The sequence below is a fragment of the Cronobacter sp. EKM101R genome, assembly GCF_963888145.1.
GTDB classification, from domain to species: domain Bacteria; phylum Pseudomonadota; class Gammaproteobacteria; order Enterobacterales; family Enterobacteriaceae; genus Cronobacter; species Cronobacter turicensis.
Genome location: NZ_CAWPHW010000005.1, coordinates 25,565 through 43,921, shown reverse-complemented (window position 1 = coordinate 43,921; position 18,357 = coordinate 25,565). Strand labels below are relative to the sequence as shown.

The 18,357-nt window shown below is 58.3% G+C and carries 16 protein-coding genes; 6 read left to right on the top strand and 10 right to left on the bottom strand.

Going from position 1 to position 18,357, the window contains the following annotated elements; all coding sequences use genetic code 11:
* Positions 1-100: 100 nt before the first annotated feature.
* Positions 101-709, bottom strand: a complete 609-nt coding sequence (gene lexA, locus AACV31_RS05995) for a transcriptional repressor LexA (RefSeq protein WP_007702314.1) — start codon at positions 707-709, stop codon at positions 101-103.
* A 108-nt stretch (positions 710-817) separates the two neighbouring features.
* Positions 818-1,186 carry a diacylglycerol kinase gene (locus AACV31_RS05990; protein WP_004388588.1) on the bottom strand — a complete coding sequence of 123 codons (369 nt, stop codon included), beginning with the start codon at positions 1,184-1,186 and terminating at the stop codon, positions 818-820.
* A gap of 132 nt (positions 1,187-1,318) precedes the next feature.
* Between AACV31_RS05990 and plsB the strand changes: the two genes are divergently transcribed.
* The gene (gene plsB / locus AACV31_RS05985) at positions 1,319-3,745 is read left to right on the top strand and encodes a glycerol-3-phosphate 1-O-acyltransferase PlsB (protein WP_007764631.1); all 2,427 of its coding nucleotides are present in this window, start codon (positions 1,319-1,321) and stop codon (positions 3,743-3,745) included.
* Between the two features lie 269 nt (positions 3,746-4,014).
* On the opposite strand, the gene ubiA is transcribed toward plsB, so the two are convergent.
* The 5 genes from ubiA to malK form a co-directional block, all read right to left on the bottom strand.
* Positions 4,015-4,887 (bottom strand): 4-hydroxybenzoate octaprenyltransferase, encoded by an 873-nt coding sequence (ubiA, locus tag AACV31_RS05980; protein WP_041923980.1) that lies wholly within the window; start codon positions 4,885-4,887, stop codon positions 4,015-4,017.
* Positions 4,887-5,396: a chorismate lyase gene (gene ubiC, locus AACV31_RS05975; RefSeq protein WP_007764634.1), complete on the bottom strand. Its 510-nt coding sequence runs from the start codon at positions 5,394-5,396 to the stop codon at positions 4,887-4,889. The genes ubiA and ubiC overlap by 1 nt, the downstream gene beginning before the upstream one ends.
* Before the next feature lie 182 nt (positions 5,397-5,578).
* Positions 5,579-6,526: a maltose operon protein MalM gene (malM, locus tag AACV31_RS05970; RefSeq protein WP_032806855.1), complete on the bottom strand. Its 948-nt coding sequence runs from the start codon at positions 6,524-6,526 to the stop codon at positions 5,579-5,581.
* Positions 6,527-6,643: 117 nt separating this feature from the next.
* The gene (locus AACV31_RS05965; RefSeq protein WP_161589548.1) at positions 6,644-7,990 is read right to left on the bottom strand and encodes a maltoporin; all 1,347 of its coding nucleotides are present in this window, start codon (positions 7,988-7,990) and stop codon (positions 6,644-6,646) included.
* A gap of 43 nt (positions 7,991-8,033) precedes the next feature.
* Positions 8,034-9,143 (bottom strand): maltose/maltodextrin ABC transporter ATP-binding protein MalK, encoded by a 1,110-nt coding sequence (gene malK, locus AACV31_RS05960; RefSeq protein ID WP_007764642.1) that lies wholly within the window; start codon positions 9,141-9,143, stop codon positions 8,034-8,036.
* Between the two features lie 368 nt (positions 9,144-9,511).
* Between malK and malE the strand changes: the two genes are divergently transcribed.
* From malE to AACV31_RS05935, 5 genes are all read left to right on the top strand, one after another.
* Positions 9,512-10,702, top strand: coding sequence for a maltose/maltodextrin ABC transporter substrate-binding protein MalE (gene malE, locus AACV31_RS05955; RefSeq protein ID WP_041923983.1), 1,191 nt, complete (start codon positions 9,512-9,514; stop codon positions 10,700-10,702).
* Between the two features lie 233 nt (positions 10,703-10,935).
* Positions 10,936-12,480 (top strand): maltose ABC transporter permease MalF, encoded by a 1,545-nt coding sequence (gene malF, locus AACV31_RS05950; RefSeq protein WP_165156543.1) that lies wholly within the window; start codon positions 10,936-10,938, stop codon positions 12,478-12,480.
* Positions 12,481-12,491: 11 nt separating this feature from the next.
* Positions 12,492-13,382 (top strand): maltose ABC transporter permease MalG, encoded by an 891-nt coding sequence (malG, locus tag AACV31_RS05945; RefSeq protein WP_007764669.1) that lies wholly within the window; start codon positions 12,492-12,494, stop codon positions 13,380-13,382.
* A gap of 209 nt (positions 13,383-13,591) precedes the next feature.
* Positions 13,592-14,233: a glutamate racemase gene (locus AACV31_RS05940; RefSeq protein ID WP_165156541.1), complete on the top strand. Its 642-nt coding sequence runs from the start codon at positions 13,592-13,594 to the stop codon at positions 14,231-14,233.
* A gap of 11 nt (positions 14,234-14,244) precedes the next feature.
* Positions 14,245-14,700, top strand: coding sequence for an acyltransferase (locus tag AACV31_RS05935; RefSeq protein ID WP_165156585.1), 456 nt, complete (start codon positions 14,245-14,247; stop codon positions 14,698-14,700).
* Between the two features lie 124 nt (positions 14,701-14,824).
* On the opposite strand, the gene AACV31_RS05930 is transcribed toward AACV31_RS05935, so the two are convergent.
* The 3 genes from AACV31_RS05930 to AACV31_RS05920 are packed head-to-tail and all read right to left on the bottom strand — an operon-like array spanning position 14,825 to position 18,290.
* The gene (locus AACV31_RS05930; RefSeq protein WP_165156539.1) at positions 14,825-16,921 is read right to left on the bottom strand and encodes a YjbH domain-containing protein; all 2,097 of its coding nucleotides are present in this window, start codon (positions 16,919-16,921) and stop codon (positions 14,825-14,827) included.
* Entirely contained in the window at positions 16,921-17,655 is a 735-nt protein-coding gene (locus tag AACV31_RS05925) for a capsule biosynthesis GfcC D2 domain-containing protein (RefSeq protein WP_165156537.1), read from the bottom strand. The genes AACV31_RS05930 and AACV31_RS05925 overlap by 1 nt, the downstream gene beginning before the upstream one ends.
* The gene (locus AACV31_RS05920) at positions 17,655-18,290 is read right to left on the bottom strand and encodes a YjbF family lipoprotein (protein WP_007764686.1); all 636 of its coding nucleotides are present in this window, start codon (positions 18,288-18,290) and stop codon (positions 17,655-17,657) included. The genes AACV31_RS05925 and AACV31_RS05920 overlap by 1 nt, the downstream gene beginning before the upstream one ends.
* Between the last annotated feature and the right edge of the window lie 67 nt (positions 18,291-18,357).

The window sequence follows — 18,357 nt, the reverse complement described above, 5'->3', positions numbered from 1 at the left end:
GAAGGAAAAGTATAAAGCGCATGAGTTGCGCGGAGGAGCCATTACCGTAACCGGGGCGGGCCAGTTACGGTAATGCGGCGTCAGGAAGCCGGGAAGGGCCTCAGAGCCATTCGCCGTTACGGATCACGCCGACCGCCAGACCTTCGATAGAGAAGTTATGCTCGCGCAGATCGACAACGATAGGTTTGAACTCGTTGTTTTCCGGCAACAGCTCAACGACATTACCCTGTTTTTTCAGGCGTTTTACCGTTACTTCATCATCAATACGCGCGACCACAACCTGGCCGTTGCGCACATCCTGCGTTTTATGAACCGCTAACAGGTCGCCGTCCATAATCCCGATATCTTTCATCGACATCCCGCTAACGCGCAGCAGGAAATCGGCGTTCGGCTTAAACAGGCCTGGATCAACCTGATAGTGGCCTTCGATATGCTGCTGCGCCAGCAGCGGCTCGCCCGCGGCGACGCGCCCCACCAGCGGCAGGCCGGTTTCTTCTTCCTGCAGCAGACGAATACCGCGCGACGCGCCGGAGACTATTTCAAGTACCCCTTTACGCGCCAGCGCCTTGAGGTGTTCTTCCGCCGCGTTTGGCGAACGGAAACCCAGACGCTGCGCGATTTCCGCACGTGTAGGCGGCATGCCGGTCTGGCTGATATGATCCCGAATGAGATCAAACACCTCTTGTTGCCTGGTAGTTAATGCTTTCATTCCGCCCCCTGGGTGCATATACAGTTATGCTGTGAGTATATACAGCTAAAGGTGATTTTAAAACCATAACCGGTTAAAAAAGCGCTTCTTTCGCGATTTCTGGAAAACTTATCGCAAATGCTGCCAGAGCAGCGTGACCCACACGACCAGCGCGAGGATAATCGACAGCAGGACCGCGGCGGAGCCCATATCCTTGGCGCGCCCCGAAAGTTCATGAAATTCAGGGCCGATGCGATCGACCACCGCTTCGATGGCGCTGTTGAGTATTTCAACGATCATCACCAGCGTTACGGAGCCAATCAGCAGCACGCGGGTGATCGGGTCTACATCCAGCCAGCAGGCGATAAGAATGGCCGCTATCACGGCGACCCCTTCCTGGCGAAATGCAGCTTCATTTTTCCAGGCGGCGCGTAATCCCTTCCAGGAATAGCCGGCAGCGTTAATAATTCGGGTTAACCCCGTGGTGTTATTGGCCATGACAAGAAACCTTTTTTAAATTCAGGCGTCAATGCTAATGCGCTTCGATAAAGAAGCACCACAGAAATTCTATGGAGTTTCTGATATTCTTGCGCCGCAATTGCATTATTAACCAGAGGCTTTACATCGTTTATGTCCGGTTGGCCACGAATTTACTACAAATTACTTAATTTACCATTAAGCGTGCTGGTAAAAAGCAAGTCCATCCCGGCGGCGCCCTGCCCCGAACTTGGGCTCGATACGTCACGCCCCATCATGTATGTGTTGCCGTATAACTCGAAGGCGGATCTCCTGACGCTGCGGGCCCAGTGCCTGGAGCACGATCTGCCGGATCCGCTGGAACCGCTGGTTATCGACGGCACCGAACTGCCGCGCTATGTGTTTATCCATGGCGGCCCCCGCGTGTTTACTTACTACACGCCAAAGGAAGAGTCGATCAAGCTGTTCCACAACTATCTCGATCTGCACCGCAGCAACCCGGACCTCGACGTCCAGATGGTGCCGGTGTCGGTCATGTTCGGCCGCTCGCCGGGGCGCGAAAAAGGCGAGGAAAACCCGCCGCTGCGCATGCTCAACGGCATTCAAAAATTCTTCGCCGTCTCCTGGCTGGGCCGCGACAGCTTTGTGCGTTTCTCACCGCCTGTGTCGCTGCGCCGCATGGCGACCGAGCACGGTACCGATAAGCGTATCGCCCAGAAACTGGCCCGCGTGGCGCGGATGCATTTCGCCCGCCAGCGCCTCGCCGCCGTCGGCCCGCGCCTGCCTGCGCGCCAGGATCTCTTCAACAAGCTGCTCTCGTCAAAAGCTATCGCTCGCGCCGTTGAAGACGAAGCGCGCACCAAAAAAATCTCGCACGAGAAAGCCCAGCAGAACGCCGTCGCGTTAATGGAAGAGATCGCCGCAAACTTCTCTTACGAGGCGATTCGCCTTACCGACCGCGTGCTTGGTTTTACCTGGAACCGTCTCTACCAGGGCATTAACGTCCATAACGCCGAGCGAGTGCGCCAACTGGCCCACGACGGCCACGAGATTGTCTATGTGCCCTGCCACCGCAGCCACATGGACTATCTGCTGCTCTCTTACGTGCTCTATCATCAGGGGCTGGTGCCGCCGCATATCGCCGCAGGCATTAACCTGAACTTCTGGCCCGCCGGGCCGATTTTCCGCCGTCTGGGCGCGTTCTTTATTCGCCGCACCTTTAAGGGCAACAAGCTTTATTCTACGGTGTTTCGCGAATATCTCGGCGAGCTATTCAGCCGTGGCTACTCGGTCGAGTATTTCGTGGAAGGCGGGCGCTCGCGCACCGGTCGTCTGCTCGACCCGAAAACCGGCACGCTGTCGATGACCATCCAGGCGATGCTGCGCGGCGGTACACGCCCGATTACGCTGGTGCCGATTTACATTGGCTATGAGCATGTGATGGAAGTGGGCACTTACGCGAAAGAGCTGCGCGGCGCCACCAAAGAGAAAGAGAGCCTGCTGCAGATGCTGCGCGGCTTAAGCAAGCTGCGTAACCTGGGCCAGGGTTATGTGAACTTCGGCGAACCGCTACCGCTGATGACCTTCCTGAACCAGCACGTGCCGGAGTGGCGCGATTCCATCGACCCGATCGAAGCCGTCCGCCCGGCGTGGCTGACCCCGACGGTGAATGAGATTGCCTCACAGCTGATGGTGCGCATCAACAATGCGGGCGCGGCTAACGCCATGAACCTGTGTTGTACCGCGCTGCTGGCGTCGCGTCAGCGTTCGTTAACGCGCGAGCAGTTAACCGAACAGCTGGATTGCTACCTGAGCCTGCTGCGTAACGTGCCGTACGCCTCAGATGCCACGGTGCCGGACGCTACGGCGACGCAGCTCATCGAGCACGCGTTGCAGATGAACAAGTTCGATGTCGAGAAGGATACGATCGGCGATATCATCGTGCTGCCGCGCGAGCAGGCGGTGCTGATGACCTATTACCGCAATAACATCATGCATATGCTGGTGTTGCCTTCGCTTATCGCCGCTATCGTGACGCAACATCGTCGCATCAGCCGTGAAGCGGTGCAGCAGCAGGTTGAACTGCTGTTCCCGATGCTGAAGACGGAGCTGTTCCTGCGCTGGGAAAAAGAAGAGGTGTCAGCGGTTGTCGACGCGCTGATCAATGAGCTGGCGCAGCAGGGGCTGATCCTTGCCGACGACGTCTGGCTACAGGTGAACCCGGCGCGCTCCCGTACGCTGCAACTGCTGGCCGCAGGCGTGCGCGAAACGCTGCAACGCTACGCGATCACCTTCTGGCTGCTGAGCGCTAACCCGTCCATCAACCGCGGAACGCTTGAGAAAGAGAGCCGCACCGTGGCTCAGCGTCTTTCCGTGCTGCACGGCATTAACGCGCCGGAGTTCTTCGATAAAGCGGTGTTCTCAACGCTGGTGCTGACCCTGCGTGATGAAGGTTATATCAGCGATACCGGCGATGCCGAACCGGCGGAAACCATGAAGGTTTATCAGATGCTGGCGGAGCTGATGACGTCCGATGTGAGGCTGACAATCGAGAGCGCGGCGGCACAAGCGAGCGCGTGATTAAGCGTAATCGTTGGCAGTGAAAAGGCGGGGAAACCCGCCTTTTTTATTGGCGCGCAGCGTGGCGGCTGGCATTGATGGCGATCGTTGATGCTGGCGGGTGCGCTTCGCTTACCCGCCCTACGGATTATCAGGACGGTCATTGATATCAACGGCGGTTACCCGTCCCGGATCGTCTTCTTAGCGGTTATCGTAGGGCGGGTAAGCGCCAGCGCACCCGCCGTCACAGCACTACCGCGAATAAAAAAACGGGTTTCCCCGCTTCTCTTTCAGAATTTCAAATAACTCAGCGCCAGGCCAATAAATACTAACAGCCCTACATAGTTATTATTCAAAAAGGCGCGGAAACAGGCGTCGCGGTCGCGTCCGGCAATGATTTTCTGCTGCCAGATAAACAGCGCGCCTGCGCCTGCAAGGCTTGCATAATAAAACGCGCCCAGCCCGTTCAGCCAGCCCACCACGCCCAGCAGCGCCAGCACGGCAATCTGCAATAGCCCGATAATCAGCTTATCGTGGCGTCCGAAAAGAATAGCCGTCGACTTTACGCCGATTTTCACGTCATCGTCGCGATCGACCATCGCGTATTCGGTGTCGTACGCCACCGCCCAGCAGATATTCGCGAAAAACATCAGCCAGCAGCTTAACGGCAGCGACTCGCTCACCGCGCAAAACGCCATCGGAATCGACCAGCCAAACGCCGCGCCAAGCACGACCTGCGGCAGATGGGTATAGCGCTTCATGAAAGGGTACATCCAGGCCAGCGCCAGCGCCGCGACCGAGAGCAAAATGGTTTTCACATTCAGCGTCAGCACCAGCAAAAACGACAGCAGCACCAGGATGACGAACAGATTGCGCGCCTCTTTTTCGGTCACATCGCCGCTCGGCAGAGGCCGGTGCGCCGTGCGCTTCACGTGCCCGTCAAATTTGCGGTCGGCATAATCATTCACCACGCAGCCTGCGGCGCGCATCAGCCAGACGCCCGCCACAAACACCGCCAGGATCCACAGCGGCGGCACGCCGGGCGACGCCACCCACAGCGCCCACAGCGTCGGCCAGAGCAGCAGTAACGCGCCGATCGGCTTATCGGTGCGCATCAGGCGGTGATAGGCGAGCAGCTTATTCTGCGTCAGGCTCCACTCCATTATTTTTCCTCTCCGTACAAGGGTGATGCGGGTAAAAACAGTTCGGTCAGCAGCAGCGGCTTGCCGGACAGCCTCAACAGGGAGCGACGCCCCCAGAGCGCCTCGCTGCGGCCCGGCTGGATAAAGTCACGCGTAAGGGTGGATGAGGTAAACAGATAACGACCCAGCGGCGTGGTGCCAAGCTGCTGCAACGCCAGTTCTGGCCCACACAGTGTAGACTCCGGCACCAGCGTGCGCCCGACCAGCCACGGTACGCCGTCGCCGCACAGCAGGATTTCGCGCAGCCAGTAGCGCGGCTCATGAGGTAAAAATGCCCCCTCTTCCTCCAGCGCCTCAGGGCCGACAAAGCCTTCAAACAGCATCTCGACCGTCACGCGATCGCAAAAACTCTCGAAACGGCGGGTCATGGAGTCTTCCAGCATCAGCCAGTCGAGCAGTGCGCTATCAAGCGTGCTGATATCGTCAAAAAAGGACAACGCGCGCAGTTGTCTCAGCGCGGGATGGGACATGCGTGACTCTCCGGGGCCAAAAGTGGACGTATTGTAACGCAGAACCGGCAAAACGGGGGCGGGGAAACAAGGAGTACGAACAAAAGCGCAACATGGGTGCAACAGAACGGCATGCTGCGCCAGGAAAAAAGGTGCGCGCAAGCGCACCAGGTGTTGCAAACATCAGCAGCGTGGGGAGACTGTCACCCCTTGCCTTTTACGCTGCTGATAAAAGTCTGACGAGCCGTGGTGGAGCCGAGGCGCTCAGCTTCATCCAGCAGTTTCAGCGCTTTATCGACATCGCCTTTAGCGACGGCGTCCTTAATGGCGCGATTGAAATAGGCTTCGGTGTCGTTAAGTACCGGTTCGCGCTTCGCGGCGGGCGCTGGCGCAGCAGCCGGTGCGGCAGGCGCCGGAGCGGAATAGGCGGTTGCAGGTGCTGCGGTGTTGCCGACCGTCACAGACGACGGGCCGGAGGAGCCAAACAGCGGGCCGACCAGAACGCTGGATGCGGAGTTAGTGCTTACTTTCACTTTAAGCTTGCCGTCAGGCGTGTGACGGGCCACTGGATCGGCGATATCCGGCACGGCGTTACCCACCCCTTTGGCGTAAGCCTTCGCCGGGTTGGTCATGGTCGTCGTCTTCTGCAGATCCTGCGGCGTGGTAAAGACCAGCAGATACAGTTTCTGCTGTCCCAGCGCTGGCGTCAGCTTGATGACGCCTTCGAGGCGGTCTTCAGACACCACGCCCGGCTCCTGATAGGTAAAATAGCTGCTCGGGAAGTAGGCGGCAGGCGTTAAGTTCTGATCCAGCACCAGCACGTTCGGGGCATAAATGCCGGTCTGCTTGTTCGCAAGGCTGGTAAGCGTAATGGTCAGTTCGCCGATGTTCGCCGGCACGCTATAGGCGGCGACTTTACCGGTAATGCCCGGTACGTTGAGGGTCTGCCCTACGGCGGCGAGATCGGTCGTCTGGGTCTGCGACTGCGCGACAGGCGTCCAGGTCAGGCGCTGTAACTCACCCGCCGGAACAGACGGCGCGGCGGAGGTGTTCTGCGGCACGATATTCACATCAGCGAAACTGACGGCGGGCAGGCCTGCAAGCAGCCCTGCGCTTAAGCATAATGCGACGAGACGTTTTTTCATTTTTATTACCTCGGATGGAAAGGGAAACGGTAGCCAGGCAATAGCGCGCTTCCCGAAAATCGGTACTTTTCAATGAGGGTTAAGAGGGGCTTGCGCCCCTCTTGTTACTGCAATTACGCGTGATTACCACCAGATTTCCATCTGGGCGCCGAAGCTCCACTCATCGCTGTCGCCGCGACCGAAGCTGCCACCGTTAAAGCCATCTTTAACCGCGTAGCCATAGTTGGCGTTATTGCTCGGGTTGCCCTCACGGTCATAGCCCCATTTTTCATCCCACTTGGCATAGGTTGCGAACACACGCAGCGCCGGGCGAGACCAGATGCTGTCGCCTGCCTGCCACTGTTGCGCCAGGGTGATTTTGTACTGGTTGTTGGTTTCGTCAGTACGCTGGGATTTCACGTTGTCATAACCAACTTCCAGCAGGGTGCTCATGATAGGCGTCCATTTGAACATCGGGCGCACGCCTACGGTCCACCAGCGGGTGCCGTTGTTGTTATCCCAGTCGATGTCCTGGTACATACCGACATACATCATGTCCCAGCGATCGCCCATGGAAATTGAGCCGTGGTCGATTAAACGCAGCATGTGACCGTTGTTGTTCTGCGCATACGCGAACTTAGGATCGGTGTCGCTGATGCCAATGCCAGAACCCTGAGACAGGCCTTTACCCTGAGAGGTCAGTGCGTCTGTCGCATACTGAACGACAAATTTGTTAAAGCCGGTACCGATAGTCTGAACGTGTTCTGCGGTGAACATCCAGCCATCTTTGGTCGCGTCGTCAGCCAGATAGTAGTCGTCACGCGCGTTGGCACGGCCGTAGTCGACACCCAGTTCCAGCGTACCGCCCGGGTTCACTTCCAGGCTGCCTAAGCGAACGTCAAAAACGTCGTTAGCCGTGCTCTTGTTATAGTCATAAATGCTGTCGCTCTGGAAGGTTGCGGAGCCGCCAGCTTCAGAGGAGCGGGTTGCCGCAACAGAGAGCTTACCAAAGCCCAGATCGACGTTTTCAAGACCTGCGCCCGGGCCGGAGATATCCCAGTAGTAGAAGTCGATCATGTGAACGTCGTGACGCTGATAGAAGCGTTTACCGGCCCAGATGGTTGAACCCGGCAGCGCGTCAATCAGGTTTTTACCCTGTACGTTAGCTTCGCGGAACGCCGGGCTGGTCGCTTCCCAGTCGTTCTGCTGCGCAACGGAATAGGCCACGTTAGTATCGAAATAGAAGCTCTTGTCGCCTTCTTTCCATACTTCCTGACCGAACTTCAGTTCCGCATAGGTTTCACATTCGTTACCCAAACGGTATTTAGCGCCGGCACCTGTTGCCTGGAAGCACTGCTGTTCGCCACCACTACCGGTCCAGCCGATGCCGGAACGGGCGTAACCTTTGAAGTCCACAGCGGAGGCCTGAGCGGCGAAGATGCCCGCCATCACGGCCACAGCCAGAGGGAGTTTACGCAGAGTTATCATCATTCTATCTCCTGAGATCATTGCTTTTCTTTGTAAGCGGGGGCGCTTAAACGCCCGGCTCTTTATGCAACCGACGACAGGCGGTGCCATCTTCCCGAAAAAGATGACAACGCTCCGGCGGCAAGCCGATAGCGAATGTGGCGCCCTCTTCTACCAGCACGACGTCATTCTGGCGGTAGACCAGGTTCTGACGCAGCGCAGGGATTTGGATATGAATCTGAGTCTCATGACCTAACTGTTCGACCACCTGCACATCGCCTTCAAGCGTTACATCGGCGATATCGCTCGGCAGGAGGTGTTCGGGGCGGATGCCAAGGGACATGTTGGCCCCCACCTGAACATGGGTACTTTCCACCGGCAGCCAGACCAGCTGGCGGTTCGGCAGTTCCACCTGCACCTGATCGATAGCGGTGGCGGTGACTTTCACCGGCAGGAAGTTCATTTTCGGCGAGCCAATAAAGCCCGCGACGAAGCGATCGGCCGGGTAATGATAGAGTTCCAGCGGCTTGCCCACCTGGGCGACGCGGCCTGCGTCCAGCACCACGATTTTGTCAGCGAGCGTCATCGCTTCGACCTGATCGTGGGTGACGTAAATCATGGTGCGCTGAAGGCGCTTATGAAGACGGGAGATCTCAATACGCATCTGCACGCGCAGCGCGGCGTCCAGGTTTGAGAGCGGCTCATCGAGCAGGAACACGGAAGGCTCCGCCACCAGCGTACGGCCAATAGCCACACGCTGACGCTGGCCGCCGGAAAGCGCCTTCGGGCGACGGTCCAGCAGGTGCGCCAGTTGCAGCACTTCCGCCACCTGCGTGACGCGCTGGTTGATGGTTTCTTTACGGGCGCCTGCCAGCTTCAGGCCGAAAGACATGTTTTCGGCCACGGACAGATGCGGATAGAGCGCGTAAGACTGAAACACCATCCCCACGCCGCGCTCGGCAGGCGGCACGTCATTCATACGCTTGCCGCCAATATGCAAATCGCCGCTGGTGATGGTCTCAAGCCCGGCAATCATACGCAGCAGCGTTGATTTTCCGCAGCCCGACGGCCCGACAAATACGACAAACTCGCCTTCGGTAATGTCGAGGTTGATATCTTTCGACACCACAACGTCGCCCCAGGCTTTTGTTACGTTGCGAAGCTGAACGCCTGCCATTCCCTTCTCCCTTGTTTACTTCACCCGATTTCACGGGAAAAACACGTTGACGGCACTATGCCCTTCAGATGAAGGCAAGCCATCCTCCACCCCTGCCTTTTTTATGGGGGAGGAGACGGGAGGATGAGGGGGCGGCAGCTGTCCTGCGGCCGGGCGGCCCCCGGCGATTTTCGTGATGCAAGCGGCAAAAAACGCAGCGGTTTTCTGTGCGCGGGGCCACAGAAAATCCACTTATGTTACGTAGATCACACTACGAAGCGGTGGGGCGTAGAGGAAAGGAGGATGAGAAGCGCTTGCCAGATGCCCAGACTGTTACACGTAAAGCCAATACGTGTATCCACGCGCAAACCACTAAAAGGATAGGAGTTATGAAAATTAAAAGCGGCGTACGCCTCCTCGCCCTCTCAGCGCTGACGACGGCGCTCTTTTCTGCCTCTGCTCTGGCCAAGATCGAAGAAGGTAAGCTGGTTATCTGGATCAACGGTGATAAAGGCTATAACGGCCTGGCCGAAGTGGGTAAGAAGTTTGAACAAGACACCGGCATTAAAGTCACTGTTGAACACCCGGACAAACTGGAAGAGAAATATCCGCAGGTAGCGGCAACCGGCGACGGCCCGGACATTATCTTCTGGGCGCACGACCGTTTTGGTGGCTACGCGCAATCTGGCCTGCTGGCGGAAATCACGCCGGAGAAAGCATTCCAGGACAAGATTTATCCGTTCACCTGGGACGCGGTGCGCTATAACGGCAAAATCATTGCCTACCCGGTTGCCGTGGAATCGCTGTCGCTGATCTACAACAAAGACCTCGTACCAAATCCGCCGAAAACCTGGGAAGAGATCCCGAAACTCGATAAAGAACTGAAGGCGAAGGGCAAGAGCGCGCTGATGTTTAACCTTCAGGAACCGTACTTCACGTGGCCGATTATTGCCGCTGACGGCGGTTATGCCTTTAAGTTTGAAAACGGCAAATATGACGTGAAAAACGTCGGCGTCGACACCGCGGGCGCCAAAGCGGGCCTGAACTTCCTGGTCGAGCTTATCAAAGATAAACACATGAACGCTGACACCGACTACTCCATCGCGGAAGCGGCGTTCAACAAAGGCGATACCGCCATGACCATCAACGGTCCGTGGGCGTGGGCCAACATCGACAAGAGCAAAGTTAACTATGGCGTGGCGCAGCTGCCGACCTTCAAAGGCAAGCCGTCTAAACCGTTCGTCGGCGTGCTGAGCGCGGGTATCAACGCGGCCAGCCCGAACAAAGAGCTGGCGAAAGAGTTCCTGGAAAACTACCTGCTGACCGATCAGGGCCTGGAAGCGGTGAATAAAGACAAACCGCTGGGCGCCGTCGCGCTGAAATCTTACCAGGAGAAGCTGGAGAAAGATCCGCGCATCGCCGCCACCATGGCGAACGCGAAAACCGGCGAAATTATGCCTAACGTGCCGCAAATGTCTGCGTTCTGGTATGCCGTACGTACCGCGGTAGTGAACGCCGTCACCGGTCGTCAGACCGTCGATGAAGCGCTGAAAGACGCACAAACCCGTATCGCCAAGTAAGCGATAGCGGCAAACGGCGGGTGGCGCTTCGCTTACCCGCCCTACCAAACCATTCACAGAGACAGACGGTGGGTAAGCGAAACGCCCCCACAAACGCCAGGTAGGGTGGGTAAGCGTAGCGCACCCACGAACACAAGCAGGCGGGTAAGCGAAACGCCCCCGCCACACCCTGTAAAGAGTTGCATCGTGGCACGGCCACACCTACGTTTTCATCGTTGTTGAGGATTATCCCCATGGATGTCATTAAAAAGAAACACTGGTGGCAAAGCGACGCGCTGAAGTGGTCGGCGATTGGTCTGCTGGGCTTACTGGTGGGTTACCTTGTCGTTTTAATGTACGCACAGGGGGAATACCTGTTCGCCATCATGACGCTGATTTTAAGCTCGGCTGGCCTCTATATTTTCGCGAATCGCCGCGCCTATGCGTGGCGCTATGTGTATCCGGGGCTCGCGGGCATGGGGCTGTTCGTGCTCTTCCCGCTGGCCTGCACCATCGCCATCGCCTTTACCAACTACAGCAGCACCAACCAGCTCACCCAGGAGCGCGCGCGTGACGTGCTGATGGACCGTAAATACCAGGCGGGCGAAAGCTATGCCTTTGGCCTGTATCCCGCAGGCGAGCAGTGGCGACTGGCGCTCACTGACGGTGCCAGCGGCAAATACTTCCTCTCAGAGCCGTTTAAATTTGGCGGCGAGCAGAAACTGAAACTTACCGCCGCGCCGGCCCTGCCGGAAGGCGAACGCGCCAGCCTGCGCGTGATCACTCAGAATCGCCAGGCGCTGAACCAGATAACCGCCGAACTGCCTGACGAAAGCCAGCTCGTCATGAGTTCGCTGCGCCAGTTCTCCGGCACCCGTCCGCTCTATACGCTCGCCGGTGACGGCACGCTCACCAACAACCAGAGCGGCGTGAAGTACCGCCCGAATAATGAGATTGGCTTTTATCAGTCGGTTAACGCCGATGGCCAGTGGGGCGATGAAAAGCTGAGCCCCGGTTATACCGTGACGATTGGCTGGGATAACTTCTTACGCGTCTTTGCCGATGAAGGCATTCAAAAGCCGTTTATGGCGATTTTCGTCTGGACGGTCGTCTTCGCGGCGCTGACCGTCGTGCTGACCGTGGCGGTCGGCATGGTGCTGGCGTGCCTGGTGCAGTGGGAATCGCTGAAGGGCAAAGCCATCTACCGCGTGTTGCTTATCCTCCCCTATGCGGTCCCGTCGTTTATTTCTATCCTGATTTTCAAAGGGTTGTTCAACCAGAGTTTTGGTGAGATCAACATGATGCTGAGCGCGCTGTTTGGCATCAAACCGGCGTGGTTTACCGACCCGACCACGGCGCGCACCATGATCATTATCGTTAACACCTGGCTTGGCTACCCGTACATGATGATCCTGTGCATGGGGCTGCTGAAAGCAATTCCGGACGATCTGTATGAAGCCTCTGCGATGGACGGCGCAGGCCCGTTCCAGAACTTCTTTAAAATCACGTTCCCTTTGCTTATCAAGCCGCTAACGCCGCTGATGATCGCAAGCTTCGCGTTTAACTTTAATAACTTCGTGCTGATCCTGCTGTTGACCAACGGCGGCCCGGACCGCATCGGCACCACGACGCCTGCGGGCTATACCGACTTGCTCGTGAGCTACACCTGGCGTATCGCCTTTGAAGGCGGCGGCGGTCAGGACTTTGGCCTCGCAGCGGCTATCGCCACGCTTATCTTCCTGCTGGTGGGCGCGCTGGCGGTCGTGAACCTCAAAGCCACGCGCATTAAGTTTGATTAAGGAGATCCCACATGGCTATGGTTCAACCCAAATCGCAAAAGCTGCGTCTGCTGGCGACACACCTGCTGCTGCTGGCCTTTATCGCCGCCATTATGTTTCCGCTGTTGATGGTCGTGGCGATTTCGCTGCGCCCCGGCAACTTCGCGACCGGGAGCCTTATCCCGGATCAAATCTCCTGGGAACACTGGCGGCTGGCGCTCGGTTTCAGCGTAGAGCACGCCGATGGCCGCGTAACGCCGCCGCCGTTCCCGGTGCTGCTGTGGCTGTGGAACTCGGTGAAAATCGCGGTCATTACCGCGGCAGGCATCGTGGCGCTCTCCACTACCTGCGCCTATGCCTTCGCCCGTATGCGTTTCCCGGGTAAAGGCGCGCTGCTCAAAGGCATGCTGATTTTCCAGATGTTCCCGGCGGTGCTGTCGCTGGTAGCGCTCTACGCGCTGTTTGACAGGCTCGGCCAGTACATTCCGTTTATCGGGCTTAACACCCACGGCGGCGTGATCTTCGCCTATCTGGGTGGTATCGCGCTGCATGTCTGGACTATCAAAGGCTATTTCGAAACTATCGACGGCTCGCTTGAAGAAGCGGCGGCGCTGGATGGCGCGACGCCGTGGCAGGCGTTCCGGCTGGTGCTGCTCCCGCTGTCGGTGCCGATCCTGGCGGTGGTGTTTATTCTTTCGTTCATCGGCGCGATTACCGAAGTACCGGTCGCCTCGCTGCTGCTGCGCGATGTCGACAGCTACACCCTGGCGGTGGGCATGCAGCAATATCTCAACCCGCAAAACTACCTGTGGGGCGATTTCGCGGCGGCGGCCGTGCTGTCAGCCATCCCGATTACCGTGGTCTTCCTGCTGGCGCAGCGCTGGCTGGTGAGCGGCCTCACGGCGGGGGGCGTTAAAGGTTAAGCCTCTTCATCGTTATTTTGCCACTGTAGTACCATTGTATCCCTGACTAAGAAGTCACTTTTGGCGGCCCTCGTGCCGCCTTTTTTTATGCGCGTTTGCCCAGCCCGGACGTTAAAAACGTCACGAGCGTCTATAGTTAAAGGTTCAGGTTTCGCCTGGCCCGTAAGAGGCCCGCGCATCGTAACGCTTACTGATAACAGGGAAAGAAAATGAAAATAGCCTGCCTGCATACGGCGCAAAGCAACGTGGCGGTTTTTGATGAGGCTGCCCGCGCGCTGAATCTTCCGCAAGACGCCTTAACCCATAAAGTGATGCCGCACCTGCTCGAACAGGCGCAAGCCGCAGGCGGCGTCACGCCCGAGATTGAAAAAGAGACGATAGCCGCGCTGGCGGATCTGCGCACCGACGCCGACGTGGTGCTGCTGACCTGCTCGACGCTGGGCTCGGCTGCCGATTTCCTGGCGCAGGATCCAGGCATTATGCGTGCTGACCGCGCGCTGGCGCAGGCGGCGGCCACCGCCGGACAGCCGGTGATGGTGCTCTGCGCCGCGCCGACCACGCTGCACCCCACCGCCGCGCTGTTTCGCGCCACGCTCGCTCCTACTACGCCGCTTGGGGTTGAGATTATCCCGGACGCCTGGGCGCTGTTTCAGAGCGGCCAGCACGAGGCTTTTCATCAGCGCATCGCCCAGGCCGCTGAGCAGGCGTTCGCGCGCGGCGCAGGTTGCGTGGCGCTGGCGCAGGCTTCCATGGCGGGCGCGGAGCGTTATTTCAGCCATCCCAAACTGCTCACCAGCCCACGCGCCGCGCTGGCGCAGATTGTCGCGCGCGTTGAGCGGGAGCGCGCGTGATGACGACGCCCGTGCCTGAACTGCGCGAAGTGGCCGTGCGCGATGTGACCGTCGGACGCGACGTGGTGATTTATCAGCCCGCCAATGTGTATGGCTGCGAGCTGGGCGATGAGGTCTTTATCGGCCCGTTTGTAGAGATCCAGCGCCATTCCCGCATCGGGCGCGGCACACGGGTGCAGTCGCATACGTTTATTTGCGAGTACGTGACCATCGGCGAAGCGTGTTTTATCGGCCACGGGGTGATGTTCGCCAACGATATGTTTCGCGACGGCAAGCCGGATCCGAACAGCGAAAACTGGGGGCGGATTGTGATTGGCGATGGCGTATCGATTGGCAGCAATTCGACCATTCTCGCGGTGTCGATTTGCGACGGCGCGGTCATTGGCGCAGGCAGCGTGGTGACAAAGTCGATTACCGAGAAAGGGGTTTACGCCGGCAACCCGGCGCGGTTGTTGCGGCGGCTGTAAGCGTAAAATCGTGTGGCGGGTGCGCTGCGCTTACCCGCCCTACGAAATCCCCGAGGGTGGTTACTTTGTAGGGTGGGTAAGCGAAGCGCACCCACCGTCCCCTGGACCTGATCCCACCGTACGCTTACCGGAAATTCAGGCTCTTATCGCTGGTCATGCTGTAGAGATCGAACTTACGGCCCAGCATCTGGCCGCCGTCACGGGTGAGCGGCGTCCAGCCGATCGCGGCGCGGCTGCGGGTCGGGCTGGTGGTGAAGAGATCAAACGGCACCGACACATAGACGCCTTTGGTGAAATCGCCCTCGCCGTACTCTTCCGGCGACACGTTAGTGATAGTCGCGTACGCGCCCACCACAATCCCGCTGTCGAAGTGCTTCGAGACTTCCAGCGTGCCGCCTTTATCCCCCGCCAGATACTGTCCGACGCTCGCTTTAATCAGCACATCCTGCGCAAACGGCGGCGTCCAGTACGCGGTCAGGTGACCGGTTTTCACGCTGTAGTCGGTAAATTTCATCATGTTCTGCGGGCTGGTCCAGTCACGCTGCTTCACGTAGTTGCCATTGACGCCAAACGCCCAGTTGCTGTCCACCGGACGCCACAGCACTTCCGCGCCGGCACCGGCATACATGGTTTCCAGATAGCCTGCGTAGATCTGGCCGTAGAAATCGCCGCCCAGATGCTGGAAGTAGTTCGCCTGCAGGTTGTTAACGTAATAGTTGTTCTCCACGTATTCACGCACGCGGGTACGCACGCGCGGCAGCGGCGAGCGGTCTTTCGGGTCGGTGTAGCTGAACTTGTCGTAGTTATTCGCCAGGTTCACAAACACGCTGCCGGAGGTCAACAGGTGGTCGGTCATCCACCAGTCGGCGGTGCCCATCAGGCCCAGCTGATACATGTAGAAGTTTTCCGGGCCGCCGATGGACTGGTTCAGCACTGGGTTGATCGCGACGTTAAAGCGCGATTTCTCGATATACCAGCCCTGCTCCGGGTTTTCCGCTTCAACCGGCGTCATGCGCTGCTGCGCGAGCGGCGTCTCATGGCCAAGCGGTTCGCCTTCCAGATGACGCTTCAGGCTCGCCACGTCGGTTTCCGTGGTGACCTGCGGCATATTGAGCCGCGTTTCGGTCACGCGGATGCGGTTCACGCCTTCCGGCAGGTCATTCATGATAATGCGGTTGGCGCGCTCGATCCCTTCGCGCGAATCACGGTATTTATACTGCTCGCCCGTCACGTAGAGCGTATCGCCCTTCACCTGAATCTGCGGGTCGTTCAGGCCCGCGTTGTATTTCAGCGAGGTGAGCTGGTTCGCCACCACGCTGTGTTGCAACATCGCGTCCTGCGGCTGCGGATCGTACTCAGGGCGGCGGTTATCGTTATAGGACGGGCGCAGATCGTTAAAGTTGGTGCGCAGCGTAAAGCCGAACATCACGGTGTTGCCGCGCTCGTAGCTCAGGTTAACGTCCGCCCAGTCGGCGACGCGATAAATCGCGCCCACGTTGAATTTGCTTTTCTGATCGATTTTGCCCGCGAAGTCCTGGGTGTAGTTGTTGCCTTCATACTCCAGCTTCAGGCGCAGCGGCTGCCACGGCGTCTGGTATTCGATACCGCCGAAAATCGCCGCCGGGCCGTGGAACATGGTGCTGCCGTCAATCGAGCCCGCGCGCTGGTAGCTCGGGTCGCGGTAGCAGAATTTATCGTCGTACTGGCAGAACGGGTTCTTCACGTTGCCGTTCGTTCCCAGATAACCCCAGCCCAGACCGAGCGAGAAATCAAACGGGCCCCAGGCTTTGCTGGCGACAAGATATTCGGCGTCAAACAGCCCCGTACCGCCGATATCGCGCGCGCCCACCGCCACCTGCGGCAGCCAGTAGCCCTCTTCCCACAGGCGCAGCTTGAGATCGAACGCCTTATCTTTGTAGGTCTGATCGCCGGAGAACGCATCCACGTTAGAGTATTCACGGGTACGCACGTCGGTGTAGCGCAACGTGGTTTCAAGCCACGGGAAAAGCTGAATGGAGGCTGAGTAATAGCGATACTGATCGTTATCGTGATAGTTAAGACTCAGCTCACCCTCGCGCGCCATGCGCGCCGTCGGCGTCTGCATCAGGCCGACGCCGCCGAAATCTGTCTGCGAAGGGCCGACCGGCGCCGGATACGTTTCGGCATGACAGGCGGAAGCGACCGCCAGCGCCAGCAGGCTGAAGTAGTAATGTTTTTTCATTAATCCGGCACCCGATGCGTCAGAGAAGAGATGATTTGCTCGTTCAGCCCGTCATACGCTGAGGTAAACGTATGGTCAGCGAAGCCGACATACAGAATGCTGCCGGGCATCGGCTCAACGTGGCGCTTATTCCAGTACGCCACCGGCACCTTTTCCACGCGCCCGGTCGGCTGAATCAGCCAGGCGTAGCTGCGCTCGGCGCCGCTCAGACGGCTGACCTCATCCAGGTAATCGGTCACTGGCTTACCGGGGGTAAACGTTTTTTTGCCAGGCGCGCTGACAAGCCCGACGAGCGTAATGGTGGACGGCTGCGGGCCCACCCATAACTCGTAGTCGCCTTCCAGCGGCGGGTTATTGTGTGGACGCACCCGCACGCGATCCGGGTCGAGGATCACTCTCTGACGGCCTGTCACTTTGATGGCCTGTAACTGCTGGCGCACGCCATTAATCGCCGCGCCGTCATCGCCGCTTTCTTCTGCGGCAAGAGACGCCAGGCGATTGAGCAGCACCTGATGCTGCGCCTGCGCCTCAACGCTTGCCTGACGTTCGCTGATAACCGCGCCCAGCCACCAGCTGCCGGTTAACTGCGGTTGAGAAACCAGATCGGCGAGATGTTTCGCGCCGGAGACTTTTAGCGGCTGTGCATGGTCCCGATAAACGGTAATGGTGCCATCGGCGAAAGCGCAAAAGCTGCCGAGGCTAAATATCAGCGAAGCGATAAGTGTGGTTTTCATTATTTCGCTGCCTTCAACAGAATGGTGGTGACCGGAAAATAGCCCGCACCCAGATATTGTTTTGACTGACGAATCTGTCCATCGCTGTCCACCCAGAAGCGGTTGTGCCAGGTGGCGGCTTCTGTGGTCACTTCTTCATCCAGAATGCGCACCGGCGTGATGTCGCTGCCCACTTTCAGGGTATCGGTACCGTCCCAGGTGAAGGTGGAACGGGCGGTGGCGTAACGCACCTGATGACGCTCGGTCCAGCCCATAGTGCGGGTCCAGCTGGCGCCGTCGATAATCTGGTTGGCATGCACCAGCGGGTCGGCGGCCAGATTATTGATGTCTATCAGGTTGTCGGCGAGGCTTAAGGTTTTAACGACGCGCCCGTGCTGCGTCACGATGGTCGCGCGGTCCTGCGTCACCCATTTTTGCTGGCCGTTTTCAGAAAAAGCGAGAACCACAAAGAGTTGCGGGCCGTTATTCAGCGTCATGTACTGGCTGGCGTAGGGCATGTTCTGGATATCGTCATCCGTAAGCTGCACGCCATCCGGGCCGAAAATACTTTGCCTGAGTGAGTTGCCGAGTCCCTTGGTCGTGGTGGAGCAGGCCTGAATCATCAGGCACATCAACACAATCGCGAGTCGCTTCACGATATTTCCCCAAAAAAAGTCAAAATAACCACACCGTAGTGTGGTTATGGTTAAAGCCCCCGAAGGG

Coding starts and splice junctions, on each gene's coding strand:
- malK (WP_007764642.1), bottom strand. CDS start 9,143: ATGGCAGGCGTTCAGCTTCGCAACGTAACAAAAGCCTGGGGCGACGTT.
- malG (WP_007764669.1), top strand. CDS start 12,492: ATGGCTATGGTTCAACCCAAATCGCAAAAGCTGCGTCTGCTGGCGACA.
- AACV31_RS05930 (WP_165156539.1), bottom strand. CDS start 16,921: ATGAAAAAACATTACTACTTCAGCCTGCTGGCGCTGGCGGTCGCTTCC.
- ubiA (WP_041923980.1), bottom strand. CDS start 4,887: ATGGAGTGGAGCCTGACGCAGAATAAGCTGCTCGCCTATCACCGCCTG.
- plsB (WP_007764631.1), top strand. CDS start 1,319: ATGTCCGGTTGGCCACGAATTTACTACAAATTACTTAATTTACCATTA.
- lexA (WP_007702314.1), bottom strand. CDS start 709: ATGAAAGCATTAACTACCAGGCAACAAGAGGTGTTTGATCTCATTCGG.
- ubiC (WP_007764634.1), bottom strand. CDS start 5,396: ATGTCCCATCCCGCGCTGAGACAACTGCGCGCGTTGTCCTTTTTTGAC.
- AACV31_RS05965 (WP_161589548.1), bottom strand. CDS start 7,990: ATGATGATAACTCTGCGTAAACTCCCTCTGGCTGTGGCCGTGATGGCG.
- AACV31_RS05990 (WP_004388588.1), bottom strand. CDS start 1,186: ATGGCCAATAACACCACGGGGTTAACCCGAATTATTAACGCTGCCGGC.
- malF (WP_165156543.1), top strand. CDS start 10,936: ATGGATGTCATTAAAAAGAAACACTGGTGGCAAAGCGACGCGCTGAAG.
- malE (WP_041923983.1), top strand. CDS start 9,512: ATGAAAATTAAAAGCGGCGTACGCCTCCTCGCCCTCTCAGCGCTGACG.
- AACV31_RS05940 (WP_165156541.1), top strand. CDS start 13,592: ATGAAAATAGCCTGCCTGCATACGGCGCAAAGCAACGTGGCGGTTTTT.
- AACV31_RS05925 (WP_165156537.1), bottom strand. CDS start 17,655: ATGAAAACCACACTTATCGCTTCGCTGATATTTAGCCTCGGCAGCTTT.